11 protein-coding genes and 1 pseudogene are annotated in these 16,918 nt (G+C 65.2%); 4 read left to right on the forward strand and 8 right to left on the reverse strand.

Going from position 1 to position 16,918, the window contains the following annotated elements; genetic code table 11:
- Positions 1–68: 68 nt before the first annotated feature.
- The 4 genes from ACCQ16_RS18715 to speA all read right to left on the reverse strand — a co-directional run bounded on the left by ACCQ16_RS18715 (position 69) and on the right by speA (position 8,149).
- A complete protein-coding gene (locus ACCQ16_RS18715; protein WP_277573296.1) occupies positions 69–1,400 on the reverse strand; it encodes a glycosyltransferase in 1,332 nt (443 codons plus the stop codon).
- Positions 1,393–5,334, reverse strand: a complete 3,942-nt coding sequence (locus tag ACCQ16_RS18720; protein WP_372380362.1) for a non-ribosomal peptide synthetase — start codon at positions 5,332–5,334, stop codon at positions 1,393–1,395. The genes ACCQ16_RS18715 and ACCQ16_RS18720 overlap by 8 nt, the downstream gene beginning before the upstream one ends.
- A gap of 620 nt (positions 5,335–5,954) precedes the next feature.
- Complete coding sequence (locus ACCQ16_RS18725; protein ID WP_372380076.1) at positions 5,955–6,125, reverse strand: hypothetical protein; 171 nt, start codon at positions 6,123–6,125, stop codon at positions 5,955–5,957.
- Positions 6,126–6,262: 137 nt separating this feature from the next.
- Entirely contained in the window at positions 6,263–8,149 is a 1,887-nt protein-coding gene (gene speA, locus ACCQ16_RS18730; RefSeq protein ID WP_039417250.1) for an arginine decarboxylase, read from the reverse strand.
- 237 nt (positions 8,150–8,386) lie between these two features.
- Between speA and speE the strand changes: the two genes are divergently transcribed.
- On the forward strand, positions 8,387–9,244 hold the full coding sequence (speE, locus tag ACCQ16_RS18735) for a polyamine aminopropyltransferase (protein ID WP_014091294.1): 858 nt from the start codon (positions 8,387–8,389) through the stop codon (positions 9,242–9,244).
- A gap of 368 nt (positions 9,245–9,612) precedes the next feature.
- Here the strand turns inward: speE and ACCQ16_RS18740 are convergent, their stop codons facing one another.
- The gene (locus ACCQ16_RS18740) at positions 9,613–10,224 is read right to left on the reverse strand and encodes a PH domain-containing protein (RefSeq protein WP_104613791.1); all 612 of its coding nucleotides are present in this window, start codon (positions 10,222–10,224) and stop codon (positions 9,613–9,615) included.
- A gap of 184 nt (positions 10,225–10,408) precedes the next feature.
- Entirely contained in the window at positions 10,409–11,227 is an 819-nt protein-coding gene (locus ACCQ16_RS18745) for a hypothetical protein (protein WP_041469861.1), read from the reverse strand.
- 545 nt (positions 11,228–11,772) lie between these two features.
- Here ACCQ16_RS18745 and ACCQ16_RS18750 point away from each other — a divergent pair.
- Positions 11,773–12,429 carry an RIO1 family regulatory kinase/ATPase domain-containing protein gene (locus tag ACCQ16_RS18750; RefSeq protein WP_014091297.1) on the forward strand — a complete coding sequence of 219 codons (657 nt, stop codon included), beginning with the start codon at positions 11,773–11,775 and terminating at the stop codon, positions 12,427–12,429.
- Positions 12,430–12,632: 203 nt separating this feature from the next.
- Here ACCQ16_RS18750 and ACCQ16_RS18755 read toward each other — a convergent pair whose 3' ends face one another.
- Together ACCQ16_RS18755 and ACCQ16_RS18760 are read right to left on the reverse strand one after the other, a co-directional pair.
- A complete protein-coding gene (locus ACCQ16_RS18755) occupies positions 12,633–14,618 on the reverse strand; it encodes a glycoside hydrolase family 84 protein (protein ID WP_277573295.1) in 1,986 nt (661 codons plus the stop codon).
- A gap of 475 nt (positions 14,619–15,093) precedes the next feature.
- Entirely contained in the window at positions 15,094–15,468 is a 375-nt protein-coding gene (locus tag ACCQ16_RS18760) for a P-II family nitrogen regulator (protein ID WP_008574841.1), read from the reverse strand.
- A gap of 152 nt (positions 15,469–15,620) precedes the next feature.
- Here ACCQ16_RS18760 and ubiK point away from each other — a divergent pair, with 152 nt between their 5' ends.
- The gene (gene ubiK, locus ACCQ16_RS18765; protein ID WP_008574840.1) at positions 15,621–15,899 is read left to right on the forward strand and encodes a ubiquinone biosynthesis accessory factor UbiK; all 279 of its coding nucleotides are present in this window, start codon (positions 15,621–15,623) and stop codon (positions 15,897–15,899) included.
- A gap of 15 nt (positions 15,900–15,914) precedes the next feature.
- Positions 15,915–16,757: pseudogene (locus tag ACCQ16_RS18770) on the forward strand (YifB family Mg chelatase-like AAA ATPase); the annotation flags it as partial.
- Between the last annotated feature and the right edge of the window lie 161 nt (positions 16,758–16,918).

Below are 16,918 nucleotides of genomic sequence, written 5' to 3' on the forward strand. Positions count from 1 at the left end.
CCACGCACTGCTCCACCGCGCCGCAGTGCGCGCATCAGCGCTGCGGCGGATGCGCAGCATCGCCATGCTTATGCGATGGCGTGCTGCTCGGTCCGTGCGGCCGCCGCGGGCGTCACTGCCGCGGGTTCAAGCAATTGCCAGGCTTCCAGCTGATCGACCGCATTGCGGACGCCGTCTTCCTGGCCGATCCGTTGACCGAGTGCGCGCGCAGCCGCACGCATGGCCGGCGTGCCCGCCTGCCGGATGGCAGCGGCCAGGGCTTCGGGCTGCAGCCCGGCACGCGCCAGCGCTGGCGGCGCAACGCCGCGCTGGGCCAGGCAATGGGCCCAGAACGACTGGTCGTAGCCAAAGGGCAGCACCACCGAGGGAATGCCCGCCGCCAACGCGGCACCGCTGGTGCCGGCGCCACCGTGATGCACGGCCACCGCCACGCGCGGGAACAGCCAATCGTGCGGTGCCTGTTCCAGATGGAAGAAGCGCTCGGCATCATCGGCGACAGCGGCGTCCCCGGCCCCCAGACCGCCCCAGCCGCTGGCCAGCAACGCGCGCTGCCCGGTCAGTCGCACCGCTGCCTTGACCGTGGCAGTGAGCTGCACGACCGCGCTACTGGTCATGCTGCCGAAGCCGATATACAGCGGCGGCGGCCCGGCCTGCAAAAACGCCTGCAGCGCGGCCGGCGGTTGCCACTGCGACGGCGGCAGCTGCCAGAAGCCGCACACCTGCGCGCTCTCCGGCCAGTCCGGCGGGCGCGGACACACGTGCGCGCTATAGCCGTAGATCACGCGTAGTGCGCTGCGATCCGGACCGCTCCACGGATATCCCGGCAGCCCCAACGCCGGACGCACGATATCGTTGAAGGCCGGCCGCATCAGCTGCCAGCCGACAAAGCGCATCAGGCGATGCAATGCCACGTTGACACGTCCCGGCAGACGCAGGTTGGGCATCAGCATCAACGGCAGGTGGCGCGACTCGGTGAGCGGCTGCAACTGCGCAAACGCCACCGGCACGCCATACGCCTCGCCCAGGCTATGGACGAGGAAACTGGCACTGCCCACGCCCAGGATCAAGCCGGCATCGGCACACGCCGCGCGGCCCTGCGCGGGCCAATCGCGCGCCCACTCCAGCAACTTCTTGCGCAAGATGCCAGGGGCACCGCGCATCTCGGCAACGTCCGGATGGTCGTGCAACAGTTGCTGGAGATCGCCGCTGAGCGGGAAGAATTCCAGGCCGTGCGCACGGATCAACGACTCGAAGTTGGAACTGGTCAGCACCCGCGCCGGATAACCGCGCCGCTGCAGGCCAAGGGCCAGCGCAATGATCGGGCGCACGTCCCCATGCGTGCCAAGGGTGGCGATCACCACCGGGCGCTGGCGTGACGGATCGGCGCTGGACTCAGGCATATTCGGTCACTCCGTCGCCGGCGACCGCGCCACGGCCGGCCTGTCCCACCGGCCGCACAGCCCGGGTGGACTCTGCGGTGGCCGCGTGCAGCAAGGTGCTGAGCGTGGCCGCATGCGTCGGCGAGAGCATTGAATGGTGGTCGCTGTCCAGAACGTGCAGCTGCAGGTTGCGCACGTACGGGTGCCACGCCTGGGGACGGTAATCCACCCACAGCGCATCGTCGCCGCCGGAGCTCATGCGCACGCTCGCTTCGACAAAGACCACATCCTGGTCCAGCTGCCTGGGCCGATGACGCCGCGCCAGCTGCAGGTGATGCTGGGTGAGGGCGCCCAGATCGTCCAGCAAGGTGGGACGTTGCTCCAGCAACTGGCGCACCGCAGGCAATTCGTTCAGCCCGTAGTGATCGCACAACAGGCTCGCCAGCTCGGCGACCGTGGTCGGCATCGGCTGGCCCGGCGCCAGATGCAAGGCCAACGCGTGCACCGAGGCGCGCACGTTCTCCGATTCCGACAACGCTGCGGCCTGTTCCAGATGCGGGTAACTGTCGAGCATGGCCAGCACCTCGACCTCTTCGCCCAGTGCATGCAATTCGGCGGTGATGGCGTGCGCGATCAAACCGCCCAGCGACCAGCCCAGCAGACGGTACGGCCCCCTCGGCTGCACGCTGCGCAGACGCGCCAGGTAATCGCGCGCGATCGCCTCGATGCTCTCCGGACGGTGCTGCGGGTCGCTCAAGCCCGGCGATTGCAGCGCATACACCGGCCACTGCGGATCCAGCTGACCCAGCAAGGTGAGATACGACCAGCCCAGACCGATGACCGGATGGATGCAGAACAACGGCGTGCTGCCGGCGGTGCCTGCACGCAGCGGCAGCAGCACGCTCAACGGGTCGTTGGGCGTGTGTGCGCTGCGCTTGATCACCTCGGCCAGGCCGGCGATCGTCGGCGCATGGAACAACGTGCCCAGCGGCAGTTCCACCCCGAACATCTGCGGGAAACGCGCGGCCATTTCCGCCGCACGCAGCGAATCGCCGCCAAGCTCGAAGAAATTGTCGTCCACGCCCACCACTTCGATGCCCAGCACCTCCTGCAGCATCGTTGCCAGCTGGCGTTCGAGCGCATCGCGCGGCGCCAGGTGCGCGCGTTGCGGCAATGCGCCAGGCGCCGGCAACGCACGCCGGTCCAGCTTGCCGTTGGGGGTCAGCGGCAACGCCTCCAGCGGCACCCACAGGGTAGGAATCATCGATGCCGGCAGGCGCTGCTGCAGATGCGCGCGCAACAACTCGATCGACGGCGCATTGCCGTGCTTGCCCACCACATAGGCCAGCAGTTGCAAGGCATGCTCGCCATCGCCGTGGCCCACCACCACCGCCTGCGCCACCTGCGAATGCAACAGCAGTGCGCTTTCGATTTCGGCCGGCTCCACCCGATGTCCGCGGATCTTCAGCTGCGCATCGGCGCGCCCGATGAATTCCAGCAGGCCATCGCTGCGTTGACGCACGCGGTCGCCGGTGCGGTACATGCTGCTGCCGTCGTCGGCGAACGGGTCGCGCATGAAGCGCTCGCTGGTCAGCTGGCGCTTGCCGCGATAGCCCTTGGCCACGCCTGCGCCACCGATATACAGCTCGCCGATCGCACCGGTCGGCAGCGGTTGCCGCTGCGCATCCAGCACATAGACGCGCGTATTGAGCAGCGGCCTGCCGATCGGCGGTGCGGCGGCATCGGTCAACTGCAACGGCATGATGGTCGACCAGATCGTGGTTTCGGTAGGCCCGTACAACTGGGTCAGGCGCCCCACCCGGCTGAGCAGTTGGGTGGCCAGTTCCGGCACCAACGCCTCGCCGCCGATCAACGCATGGATGCGATCCAGCACCAGATCCTCATTGGCCAGCAGGATGCGCCACAGCGATGGCGTGGCCTGCACCACGCTGATGTGTTCGTCGGCGATCAACCGCGACAGGCCGCGCGGGTCGTGGCTGATACCGGCCGGTGCAATGACCACGCGCGCCCCCACCAGCAACGGCAGGTACAACTCCAGCCCGGCGATATCGAAGGTGATGGTGGTGACGGCCAGCACACGGTCGCGCGGGCGCAATGCCAGCTCGTGCTCCATCGCATGCAGGAAATTGAACAGGTTGCGATGGCTGATCTCCACGCCCTTGGGCGCACCGGTGGAGCCGGAGGTGTACAGCACGTACGCGGTGCCGTCGGGCGTCGCCAGCGGTGCGATTGCCTCCGGCAACACGGCCGGGCGCGGATCCAGCCAGACCATGCCACCGAGCAGATAGCGCTCGCACAGCGCTGGCTCGCAGACCAGGCCAATGGCACCGGAATCGTTGAGCATCTGGCGGTTGCGTGCAGCCGGGCTCTCCGGATCCAGCGGCAGATACGCCGCCCCGCTCCACATCACCGCCAGCAACGCCACCAGCAATTGTTCGCTGCGCGGCAACGCCACCGCGACCACATCGCCAGGGCGCACGCCATCGGCCACCCATTGCGCAGCGATGCGCGAGGCAAGCTCGCACAGCGTGGCGTAGTCGAGCGTGCGGTTGTCGTATTGCGCAACCACGGCCGCAGGCATCAACTCGGCGCGTTGCAGCATGCCGTGCAACAGCGTGGCCGGTTCCGGCAGCGGCGCTGCGGTGTTGTTCCATGTATGCAGCAAACGCCGGCGCTCGCTATCGCCGAGCACATCGACCTGGCCCAGCGCGCATTCCGGATCGGCCAATACCGCGTCGGCCAGATGGGTCAGACGACGGCAGTGTTCGGCCAGCTCCTCGCTGTCGTACAGCGCCGGGTTGGCATCCAGATCGAAACGCAGCGCTGCCCCATCGCCGCGTTCGTAGCAGAAGATGGTGAGGTCATCGGCCGGGCCGTTGGAAAGGTTATGCGGCACCGCGTACGCCTCGCCGAAGCGCAAGGTGTAGTCGAAGGCCTCGATGTTCACCGCCAGGCGTGCGAACTTCTGCTCCATCCCGAACATGCCCAGATCGCGGCGCACGTCCTCGAAGCGATATTGCTGATGGCGCAATGCATGCCGAACCACCGACGACACCTGCGCGAACAAGGTATGGATGGGCTGCTGCGGGTCCATCTTCAGGCGCAGCGAAATCACGTTGGCCACCAGGCCTGCGGTTTGCCGGTAGCGCGCATTGATGCGGCCGGTCACCGGCATCGCCAGCACCAGATCCTCGGCACCGGTGCAGCGGTAGTAGTACGCGGCAATCAGCGAAATCAGCATCTGCGGCAGGCTGGCGCCGTACTCCTTGCCCAGCGCGCGCAGACGCACCACCTGGTGCGGCGAGAACTGCCCGGTGCCGCGCAACAACCCGGTGGACAGCTGATTGCCCGGCCGCGCCAGCGTCGCTGGCGGCGGCAGATCGGCCAACTGCTGCATCCAGTACTCGCGATCGCGCTGGAACCGATCGGAGTTGCGATAGTGCTGTTCCATTTCGAGCAGCGACAGTGCACTGCCGTACTGCGCAGGCGCAGGCTCCACGTCGGCCAGGTAGGCGTTATAGAGCACGGCCATGCGCTGCATCATGATCGACGCGCAATAGCCGTCCATCACCAGATGACTCACGCATTGCACCCACAAATGATGATCCTCGCCAAGACGGAACACCGCGCAATGCCATAGCGGCCCGTTCTGCAGGTCTTCCGGCTTGCGGATTTCTTCGTCGATCCAATGTTCGGCGGCATTACGCGGAGCAGGATCTGAGCTGACGTCGAAGTATGGAATCGTGCCGTTGTACGCGGGCAAGACCACCTGCGAAGGCACGCCCTCGCGCTCGACGATACACAGGCGCAGCGTATCGAACTCGTGCGTCAGCTGCATGCTGGCGCGGATCAGCACCTGGGGATTGAGCGGGCCGAACATTTCCAATACTTCGGCCAACATCAAGGTGTTGTCGGTATGCAACTTGTTGGCCACCCAAAGGCCACGTTGCGCCTTGGTCAGGGGAAAAACGGGAGAGGCGTCAGCGTGCATTGCGTGCATCCTTCTGGTGTGGCGCGCAGTCCGTCGACACCCCTCAACCGTTATGCGGTCGATGGACGCCGAATCAGCACCTGGCCTAAGAAAACGAGGGGTAAGAAACACCGCCGACCACCGACAATTGCCGGTAATACGCGATGGAAACGCATGATGAAGACGCACAGCACAGCGACTCGCACAATCGAACCCCGGTGTGCGGGTGACTCGTTGAAGCACTTGTATCCCGACAAGTTAAACGAACACTAACAATTCGCGCGGGGCCGAAACCGTGCAAAAAATCACGGAAATCGCGTGATACCTAAAATTTTTTCACTGAAGTGTGATTTGAACTAGTGTTCTGCATGCATACATCCGATCAATTTCCGCGCCGCATCCGGCGTAGGGCATGGCCGACGATACGCATGGGCTTCAAGGCGAATATGCGCGCACCACGGCAGATAAAAAGCCGCATTGAATAAGACCAATTCCAAATCAGCGTTGCCGGAATTAGGGTATTCGGCAAATCACTTCAGGAGAAAAAAGACGCGTTCAACGCGTCTGCCTCGACAAGCGCACGATCACGCGGTGGTCGCCTGATTGTCATCGGCATGCAGCACAAACGCGCGAAAAGCGTGAGTCGAACCGATCGACGGCGTCGCGCAAGGTAAGCGCAGGCGCTCTTGCTCGATGCGACGAAGCAGGTCGACTTGAAGTGCGAGATCGCACCCGACGTCGGCGCGATGGCGCATCGACGTGTTGCAGAACCTGCAGCGTCCATGCCGGTGATGTCCCTGCTGCTGCAAGCGGCGCTCGCGGCAGGAGCGCGTGCAAGATGGGCCATGTCGCGCACAGCCAGCGCTGCGGCCCAGCCGCAGCGCACTGCGGATCAGCTCAGCGGCTCGTCGGACAGATAGGTGTAGCCGGTCAGCCCCGCTTCCAACGCAGCGCCGAGTTCCTGCGCCCGCTCGGGCGACAGATTTGCGGCAGCAATGCGCTCGGCATAGGTGGCACGCAGCGTGTCCAGCTGATAGCCCACGTAGTCCAGCATGACGTCGGTGGTATCGCCGCGGCGCTGCTGTGCGATGCGATAGCCATCGCGATTCACCACGACTTCCACCGCATCGGTATCGCCGAATAGGTTATGGATATCACCCAGGATTTCCTGGTAGGCGCCCACCAGGAAGAAACCGATGCGATAGCTCTCGCCGGCATTCAAACCATGCAGCGGCAGCGAGCTGTCCAGGCTTTCGTTCTCGACATAGGTCTTGACCATGCCGTCGGAATCGCAGGTCATGTCGGCGATGATGCCGCGCCGCTGCGGCGCTTCGTTCAAGCGCTCGATCGGCACGATCGGGAACACCTGATCGATCGCCCACACGTCCGGGATCGATTCGAACACGCTGAAGTTGACGAAGTACTTGTCCACCAGCCGCTCGTTGAGCTCATCCAGCACCGGGCGATGGCTCTTTTCATCGAAGCTCAGGCGTGCGCGCACGCCATGTGCGATGGCGTAGAACAGATCGTCGATGCGCGCGCGCTGCGGCAGGTCGATCTGGCCCAGCGCATACGCGCTCAAACCTTCGGCATGGAAATGCTGGGCTTCCTGGAACAGCTCCACTGCCGGGCGCACATCGAGCTCGTCATGGATCTCGCGCAGGTGGCGGATCGCGGCCGGCTCATCGTCGTGCGCAACCGGCACGCGGCCTTCAGGCGCCTGCTCCACTTCCGACACATTGGCGATCAGCACCGCATGGTGCGCCGTCATTGCGCGCCCGCACTCGGTGACGATGCGCGGCGGAGCCAGGCCATGCTCTTCGCAGGCGCTGGCCAACGGCTGCACGATGTTGCTGGCATACGAGTGCAGGCCGTAGTTGATCGAGCAATAGCTGCGCGAGCGCGTGCCTTCGTAATCGATGCCCAGGCCGCCGCCCACGTCCACATGGCTGATCTTTGCGCCCAGGCGCGAGAGCTCCACGAAATAGCGCGTGGCCTCGCGCATGCCGTTGGCGATGTCGCGCACGTTGGAAATCTGCGAGCCCATATGGAAATGCAGCAGGTTCAGGCTGTCGGCGTACTCGGTGTCGCGCAGCGTCTTCCACAGGTCCAGCACCTGGCGCGGCGAGAGACCGAACTTGGCCTTGTCGCCACCGCTGTTCTGCCACTTGCCCGCGCCCAGCGAGGCCAGGCGCATGCGCACGCCCAGGCCGGGCTTGACGTCCAGCGCGCGTGCTTCTTCCAGCACCAGGGTCAGTTCGGAGGGCTTTTCGATGACGATGAAGGTCTGCAGGCCGAGTTTGCGGCCGATCAGCGCCAGGCGGATGTATTCGCGGTCCTTGTAACCGTTGCACACGATCAGCCCGCCCGGACGCGACAGCGCCAGCACCGCCATCAGCTCGGGCTTGCTGCCCGCTTCCAGCCCGAAGCCCTCACCGTGGTGACCAGCCAGGGTGCCGGCCACGCCACGATGCTGGTTGACCTTGATCGGATACACCGCCGTATAGCCGCCGGCGTAATCCCACTCCGACTGCGCCTGCGCAAACGCTGCCTGCAGCTTGCCCAGGCGCTGGCCCAGGATGTCCGGGAAGCGCACCAGTAGCGGCAGCTTGGCACCGGCTGCGCGCGCGGCATCCACCACCTCGGGCAGCGACACCGCCGGGCCATCGGCGGTCGGGGTGACCACCACGTGTCCGGCAGCGTTCACATCGAAATACCCGTCGGCCCAATGCGGGATCGAATAGGTCTTGCGGGCTTGGTCGAGGGACCAATCGCTCATTTCGCTGTCTCGGCTGGAATAAAAAAGGGCGTGAAGTGTAACGCCTGGCATGCGCAGGGTCCGTTACAATCCGCGCCGACTTCACGCCCCGCTCCTGGTTGGAGCGGGGCCGAGCAAGGGTCAGCCGCCGCGCAGTTTGGCTGCACGGGGCTGCACCCGACCCTCATCCGGCGCTTTGCGCCACCTTCTCCCGCCGGGAGAAGGAACCGCCCGCTTCTTTTCGATTAGGACGTCCGCATGAGCACCAACGACAACTGGTACATCGAACACTTCCAGCCGACCGGCTCGGCGATCGGCTTCCGCATCAGCGGCAAGCTGGACGAGGTGCAGTCCCCGTTCCAGAAGATCGAGATCTACCAGACCACCGATTGGGGCAAGCTGATGCTGATCGACGGCGCGGTGATGCTCACCAGCCGCGACAATTTCTTCTACCACGAGATGATCAGCCACCCGGCGCTGTTCACCCACCCTGCGCCCAAGCGCGTGGTGATCATCGGCGGCGGCGACTGCGGCACGCTGCGCGAGGTGCTCAAGCACCCGGGCGTGGAAAGCGCCACCCAATGCGATATCGATGAGCAGGTCACCCGCATGTCGGAGAAGTATTTCCCCGAGCTGTGCGATGCCAACCACGACGCGCGCGCTGAACTGCTGTTCGACGACGGCGTGGCCTATATGGCCAATTGCCCGGCCGGCAGCGTGGACATCGTGATCGTCGATTCCACCGACCCGGTCGGCCCAGCCGAGGGCCTGTTCAACAAGGCCTTCTACGAAAGCTGCTTCAAGGCCTTGAAGGACGACGGCATCCTGGTGCAGCAGTCCGAATCGCCGCTGGCGCTGCTGGACCTGATCAACGAAATGCGCACCGAAATGGGCAAGGCCGGCTTCCAGTCGTTCAAGACCCTGCCATTCCCGCAGCCGTGCTACCCCACCGGCTGGTGGAGCGTGACCATGGCCAGCAAGCAGGCCAACGCCGATTTCGCCTTCCGCCAAGCGGACGCGCAGGCCAAGGGCTTCGACACCTTGTACTACACCGCCCATTTGCACACCGGCGTGCTGGTTGCCCCACCGTTCGTGGCCAAGGCGCTGGGCGAGTAATCGCGGTTGCCCGAGCATCGCCGGCAAAAAGCGCAGACAACATTCGTTGAATCGCGGCGCTTGGATGGACGTGGCGGGTTACGGCAGCCGGCCGCGTCCGCTTGGCGATAAGCCCGGCCGGTTTGCTAGTTTTTTTCGCGTGACATGGCCTGCGTGCTTACAGCGCGCGGGCTGATGCATTCGCACCGATCAGGCTGCCGTGGTCGCGCGGCGCTGCTGGAGCGTGAGGCCAGTGCGCGGCCAGCAGCCTTCTGGCGCGGCGATCCACCGACAGCGCCGCCGTGCAATGGACGCGTCAGTTGCTGCGTCACTGCGATCCATGGGCCGACGTAGTTGAAGCCGCCCGATGCGCGGATGTGCTGCGCACGCTATAAGCGCGCCAGCACCTCTGTCTTCTTGGCGTCGAATTCGTCCTGCGTGATCAGCCCCGCATCCAGCAATTGCTTGAGCTTGCTCAGCACCTGCACCGGATCGTCGATTGCAGGAACGGCACTGGCTTGCAAGGGCACTGCTGCGCCATGCGCACCAGGCGCATGCACCACCACGCCACCGGCCGCCGCGCGCAACTTGTCGATCTCCAGCTGCTGGCGCTGTTCGTAGGCGGATTCTTCCACCTGCTGCGCATAGGCGTACACGCGTCGCGCCTGTTTCTTGGGCAGGCTGTCGATGGATGCGTAGGCACCCTGCGTGGTGCGGCACATGATGGTGGCTCCGAGCATCTGTTCGCTCATGTGCACATCGAGCACCTCGCGCCAGGGGAAATCGCGGAAGGTCATGCCGAGCAGCTTTGGGTAGACCACGATGAAGCGACGGTTGGTCAGCACCACCGCATCCGGCGACAGGTTCATCACCATCTTCTTCTGCACGGCGATGTACTCGACCTGCTCGTCGCGGGTCAGCAACTCGGTGATCTTGGGCAGGATCTTGCCCACCGCCACCGGGTCCTGTTCGTCTGTCAAGAACTGCGCCAATGCGTCCATCTGCCCTCGCCCATGGCTGAATCAGTGCGTTGACCAAGACACTACAGCAAGCCGCATGGATGGCTGTGCAATGCCGATGACCGTTTGCGGTGCAGCTTCAAATGGATTGCCGTCCGCGGCATCGCGCTGCATGCCGCGTGACCCAGAAGGGCGAGCGCTGCTGCCCGCCCTTCGACATCGCTAGTTAAAAGCGGACTTCCACTACTGCGTTCAGTACCTCTGCACGGTTGATGGTGGTGTCTTGAGCATAGTCGTAGTAGTCATTGGCGTAGACGTAGTTGGTGTACATCGCGCTCACGCTCGCATGCTTGCCGATATCGACGCCCAGGCCGAGGCTTGCGTAACCACCAAAGATTTCGTCGCTCATGTCTGCGACCTCGGCATACCATGAGCCGAGGCGGACTACCGCGAACAGCGGAGTGTCACCAAAATTGAAACGTGCCGTACCCCCGATGCCGCCAAACTTCACTGCGGGGATAAAGACATCGTCGGTTGTATCGCCGCGTTCCAGGCGTCCAATCGATCCCTCAAGTCCGATCAACGTGACCGAGCCAGCACGCCAGCGATAGCCGGCGCTGAGGCCAAGCATGTCTTGCTTATAGCCACTGAAAACCTCACCTCGACCACGCTGCACGCCGATGAACGCGCCCCTTTCAATGCGCGATTCCTCCACCCGTGTGTAGCGCGCTGCGGGGACAGGCGCTGCAGGGTAAGCAGCGGCAGGCTGAACTGCCACCGCCTCAGTCTGCTCGGTCACCGTAGTGAACCCGCCGGACGCACCAGGTTGGCTGCCGCTTCCACCGACAGCGGCCGGCGCTCCGCCAACGCCCGCTTGCGCCGGGCGCGAGGATGGCGCTGCAGGCGCGGTGGCGCCCTGGGTGCCGGTCTGCTGCTTTTGCTGTTGACGGTAGCTGTCCCAGCCGCGCGACAACGACTGCGCCGAGGCCTGAGCCGTGACGCCGAACGCCGTGCAAGCCAACAGCACTGTTGCGGTCCTTTTCATTGCATCCCCAATGAGTCGTACTCCATCGTTTCCGCATCCTTGCGCACGCAGGTGGCACCTGACGGCGTCTGGAAGTGGCGCAGTTGCGGTCGCATTCGGAGGCGCACCCGGCATCACCTGGATGTCGTACGACATCGATGCAGGCGACGCTCGAAGAGCGTGCCCGTGTTAACGCGTGCTGCAGCCCCCTGACCGCAGCCGGCACAGTGTCTGGAGTCTCAATCGCTGTCAAGAAGCGGCGTGACCGCTACCGCACGCCGGGTTGCGCTAACAGTGCCTGTCTTGAGGCAGGACGCAACGCTGGCGGGACGACACCATGGCGTAGAGTGGCAGGTCTGCATGCATTCGCTGGCACATGCCGATTCTGATGGGGTCCGCCAAACACCTGATTCCAAAAGCTGTTCCACTCCCGGAACATTTCATTTGTTAAATAAATATAATTTCCATACTCACAAGTTCTAAAATTGGGCAGACCGATCCTCGCGATCACCGTGAACCTGCGCAACGCGTGACAGCTCCGCGCCGCCAAGGTCTGGAGAACTGCCATGCACTACCAGCCGCTGGACGTGTCCAGCCTGCACCTCGTCACTCCCGTTCTGCTCAAGCAAGGCACCCGGCTGCTCGAGCCGGACGTCTACCGCACCCATGTGAACGGGCAACCGGCAGTGGTCAAGGACTACGGCCGCTATCGCCGCACGCTGTTGTCGCCGATCGCCCGGCTCATGGTGCGCCACGAGGCCAGGATGCTGCGGCAGTTGCAGGGTTGGCGGCATGCACCGGCCTTGCTCGGCACGCTGGGCGGGCTGGCGCTGGGCATGGAATTCATTCCAGGCGACACGCTCAGCGCCAGCACCGTTGTGGGCCAGGAGGTCTTCCAGCAATTGCAGCAGGCGCTGCGCCGGCTGCATGCGTTCGGCATCACCCATAACGATCTGCACGGCACCAATGTGGTGGTCAGTGCCGGCGTGCCGGTGCTGATCGATTTCACCTCCGCGTGGCGATTTCCGCGCTGGCTGCGGCGCGGCACGCTGGCGCGTCAGCTGCAGCGCAGCGACGTGGCCAATTTTCAGAAAATGCGCCAGCGCCTTGCCGGCATCGCACCGACTGCCGACGAATCGGCCCGCAGTGCCGAACCGCGCTGGGTGCAGGCGATTCGCAGCGGCTGGAAGCGGCTATATCGGCGTTTGAAAGGCAAGGCGTGATCAGCGCTGCTGGCTCACGGCGACTGGGCACACCGTTACGCCCAGCTACTGCGCTGATGTCGTCGGTTTGATCTGCAGCACAGACATCCTTCGAGCGCGCCATGCCGGGTGCTGCGATGCAGTGGCAATGGCGCTCCCGCATTTGCAGGCACAGCGACGCGAGCAATTCCCGATGCGCGTCGCTGTGTTATTGCACTCCCCCATCACTTTGCTGCTGCCGAGTCGGCAACCGCCGGCACGCGATAGGCGATCAAGCGCGGCGCTTGCGCGATGAAGCGGTCGAGCACGCCGTCAGCGAGCTTGACCGGGCCGCCGAAGCGCGTGGCGCCGGGAATCGTTGGGATCTGGCTTGCGACGGCGGCGATCGCAGCCGCCTCGGCAAACAAGGCCGGCGCCTGCGTGTGGCCGCGATTTGCCGCATCCAGCCCGGCTGCCGTCTTCTGCAGGGCCTGGCCCCAATCCTCCATTGCCTCCAGCCAGGGACGCGATTGCTCGGCAAAGCCCTTGTCGGCGACGCCGTCGCGGATGATCTGCGGTGCCGCAGCCAGTTCGTCGGCAGCGCGTGCCAGTTCGGCAATCGCCTCCGTGCGCGTTGCCGCATCGCCAAGCGCGATTGCCTCGCGCACATGATCGAGCACGGCCTTCAAGCGTGGAGCCTGTTCCTGCCACGGCTGGCTGCCAAAGGTTGGCGCCAGATGCTGGGTGTCGAAGAAGGTCAGCAAGGCCGCAGCCACGCGCGCATCGCCGCCGGCCAGATCGCGCGCCGCCGCATGCCAGGTGCGTTGCGCGTCGTAGTCTTTGTCGTTCCAGGCGAACGCGGTCACACCCATCACCGCGACGCGGCTGGGCGCTTCCTGGTTCATCGGGTTGGAGACGATGCCCGACAACTCGGCCGACAGACCCGCCTCGCGCCGCGCATACGGCGCCATCAGCAGGCGCCCGGCCGACGTTTCGAAATCGTTGACCGGGTAGTTGTCCCACAACAGCGTCTTGCGACCGAACGCCTTGGTGGCCGCGCGCGCATCGGGAATGGAAATAGCCGGCGGCACCACATCGGTGCCGGTCCACTGCACCACGATCTTCGGGTCAAGATGCTTGCGCAAGGCTTCCTTGTACGGGCTCTCTTTGGCGTCGTAGTACTCGGTCGGCACCATGATGAGTTCAGCGGCCGCATCGTGGCGCGCGACCAGATCGGCCTGCACCAGATTGAGCAGATGCGACTGCGCGATACCGGCCGCCTGCGCGCCGGACTCGCCAAAGGTGGTCTTGTCGCGTTCGCAATTCCACTTGGTGTATTCGATATCGTCCAGCGCCACGTAGAAGCTGCGCACGCCCAGCGCACGGAACGCATCGAACTTGCGCAACAAGGCCTTGGCATCGGCCGGATCGGAGAAGCACACGGTGGGGCCAGGCGAAATCGCATAGACGAAATCGACGTGATTGCGCTTGGCGGTAGCGGCCAGCTGGCCAAGCGCCTTCAAGGTCGCCCTCGGGTACGGCTCGCGCCAGCGATCGCGCGCGTAAGGGTCGTCCTTGGGGCTATAGATGAAGGTGTTGGCCTTGGTGCGGGCGAGGAAATCGATGTGCTTGCTGCGATCGCTCATCGACCACGGCGCGCCGTAGAAGCCTTCGATGGTGCCGCGGATCGGCATGGCCGGGTAATCCTGGATCGTCAACGTCGGGATGGCCGGCCGCTCGACCAGCTGCCGCAGCGTCTGCGCCGCATGGAACAGGCCATCGTCGTCGTGGCCGGCCAGCGTGATCAGGCTGCCGCGATCGAGCGCGACGCTGGCCAACGTGTAGCCTTCCTTATGGGTGTCCTGGGTCGCCTTGCTGCGCGTCAGCGCATCGCGCACCACGGCCGCATCGCCGGTGCCGAGCACGATGTGCGGGCGGTCCAGCGCGGCAGGCAGGCGTGTGGCGGTCGCAATCTTGGTGACGCCGGCGCTGTCGAGAATGTGGCGCACCAGCGCCACCGTGGCCTTGTCCGCGCCAGGGGCCACCACCAGCACCACCGAGCGGCCCAAGGTCACGGTTGCGCCATCCAGCGTGATCGAGACCGGCGTCGGATAGATCGCCGGCTGGGTGACCGGTTCGGTCACGGCCTGTGCCAACGCCGGAGCAGCCAGGCCCAACGCCACCAATACCGAAAGCAGGCGCACGCCCGGCGTACTGTTGCGTGGCTTCATCTCGAACTCCGGTATTGGAATGGTATTACGCCCTAGAGTAGGCAAGTCGGGCGGCGGCGACAAGCGCGGCCGGGATTGCCATCTGGCCAGCGCTAGGTTGCCGTGCGGTGACTTCAGCCCGTTTCTGCATCGCAATCCAGAAAGGTGCGGCAGCGATACATGGCGGTATTGAAATGGTATGAAAAGTGGGGCGTTTGCGCCTGAGAGCGGCCTGGCGCGGATGCACCCAGCCGTGCATCAGCCGCGGTGATGCGCGCACAGCCAACGCAGTCAGCGCACGTGGCGCGCCGCAGAACTTGGGCGGTCGGGTTCCTGTGAGTCGTGCAATGCCTGCAATGCGCCTGATCCAGCGCCACTAGCTGCGGTGCTGGCTCAGCAATACGTGGCCCGGGCATCGTCGTTGCGCCGGCAGAGGGCAGCAAACCCCTCACCACCCACCGCACATCCGGCAAGCAGCGGGCGCCGCGTTGCGAACCTACAGCGCGTCGCTATCCAGCTCGCCGGTACGGATGCGTACCACCGTGCCCAGGTCGTACACGAACACCTTGCCGTCGCCGATCTTGCCGGTACCGGCCGCCGCGACGATCGCCTCGACCACGCGCTCGGCCTGGTCGTCGGTCACCGCCACTTCGATCTTCACCTTGGGCAGGAAATCGACCACGTATTCGGCGCCGCGATAGAGCTCGGTATGGCCTTTCTGCCGGCCGAAGCCCTTGACCTCGGTCACCGTGATGCCCGCCACCCCGCAGCCGGCGAGCGCTTCGCGCACATCGTCGAGCTTGAACGGTTTGACGATGGCCATGATCATTTTCATCGGTGCAGGTCCCAGGGCATGACGGCCGCGCAGCATACCGTGGACGGGCGCAACACTCATCCAACCGCGCGCCGCCATCACCGCGGACGACAGCCGAATGGGACTATCCTTACCGCCTGCCGACTGCCTTGCCGATGTCCGCGTGTCCCGGCCTGCACTAGGCTTCCTACGGACCTGCGGAGAACACCATGATCGATTTCAACCAGCTCGACGACCTCGCCCGCCGCCTCAGCGACCTGGTGCCGCCGGGCCTGCGCCAATCGCGCGAAGAACTGCAAAGCACCTTCAAGGGCGCGCTGCAGGCCGGCCTGGGCAAGCTGGACCTGGTCACCCGCGAAGAGTTCGATGTGCAGCGCGCGGTCTTGCTGCGCACCCGCGAAAAACTCGACGCGCTGGAGCAGACCGTCGCCGCACTGGAGGCGCGCGCGCCCGGCACGCCACCCGCTGCACCGCCCACCATCCCCTGACTGAAGGCCACCACCATGAGTCTGGCGCTGGTGCACAGCCGTGCCCGCGTGGGGGTGCATGCGCCTGAGGTTCGGGTGGAAGTGCATCTCTCCGGCGGTCTTCCTTCCACCCAGATCGTGGGCCTGCCCGAAGCGGCAGTGCGCGAATCGCGCGAACGCGTGCGTGCCGCCCTGCTGTGCGCACAGTTCGAATTTCCCGCCCGGCGCATCACCATCAACCTGGCACCGGCCGATTTACCGAAAGAAGGCGGCCGGTTCGATCTGCCGATCGCCCTCGGTATCCTGGCTGCCAGCGGGCAAATCGACCGCCAGGCCCTGGCCGATTACGAATTCCTCGGCGAGCTTGCGCTGACCGGCGAGCTGCGCGGCGTCGACGGCGTGCTGCCCGCGGCGCTGGCGGCCGCGCAGGCCGGGCGACGGCTGATCGTCCCGCTCGCCAACGGTGCCGAAGCGGCCATCGCTGGACACGTCGAAGCCTTCACCGCGCGTACCCTGCTGGATGTCTGCGCCACGCTCAACGGCAGCCAGAAAGCGCCCGCCGCCGAGCTGGCAGTGCAGGCGCTCGGCGCCCGCGCCCTGCCCGACATGGCCGACGTGCGCGGGCAACCGCACGCCCGCCGCGCGCTGGAGATCGCCGCTGCCGGTGGGCACCACCTGTTGCTGGTCGGCAGCCCTGGCTGCGGCAAGACCCTGCTGGCCTCGCGCCTGCCCGGTCTATTGCCCGAAGCCAGCGAAGCAGAAGCACTGGAAACCGCTGCGATCACCTCGATCAGCGGCCGTGGGCTGGATCTGGCCCGCTGGCGGCAACGCCCCTACCGCGCCCCGCACCACACCGCCAGCGCAGTGGCCCTGGTCGGCTGTGAATTGGCAGAGTCAGCGCAACTGGGCAAAGAGGATGCAACTCTCAGTAGCCCCTGCCGCCCCTCTGGTACGGGGGTGGCGACGCCGGCGACCTGCAGCTGTAGCTGCAGCCCGGGTGCAGTACGGCCGAAGCGAGGGGCCACGCAACACCGGCAACA

It is taken from the genome of Xanthomonas sp. NCPPB 1062, from assembly GCF_041481705.2.
Lineage (GTDB): Bacteria > Pseudomonadota > Gammaproteobacteria > Xanthomonadales > Xanthomonadaceae > Xanthomonas > Xanthomonas euvesicatoria.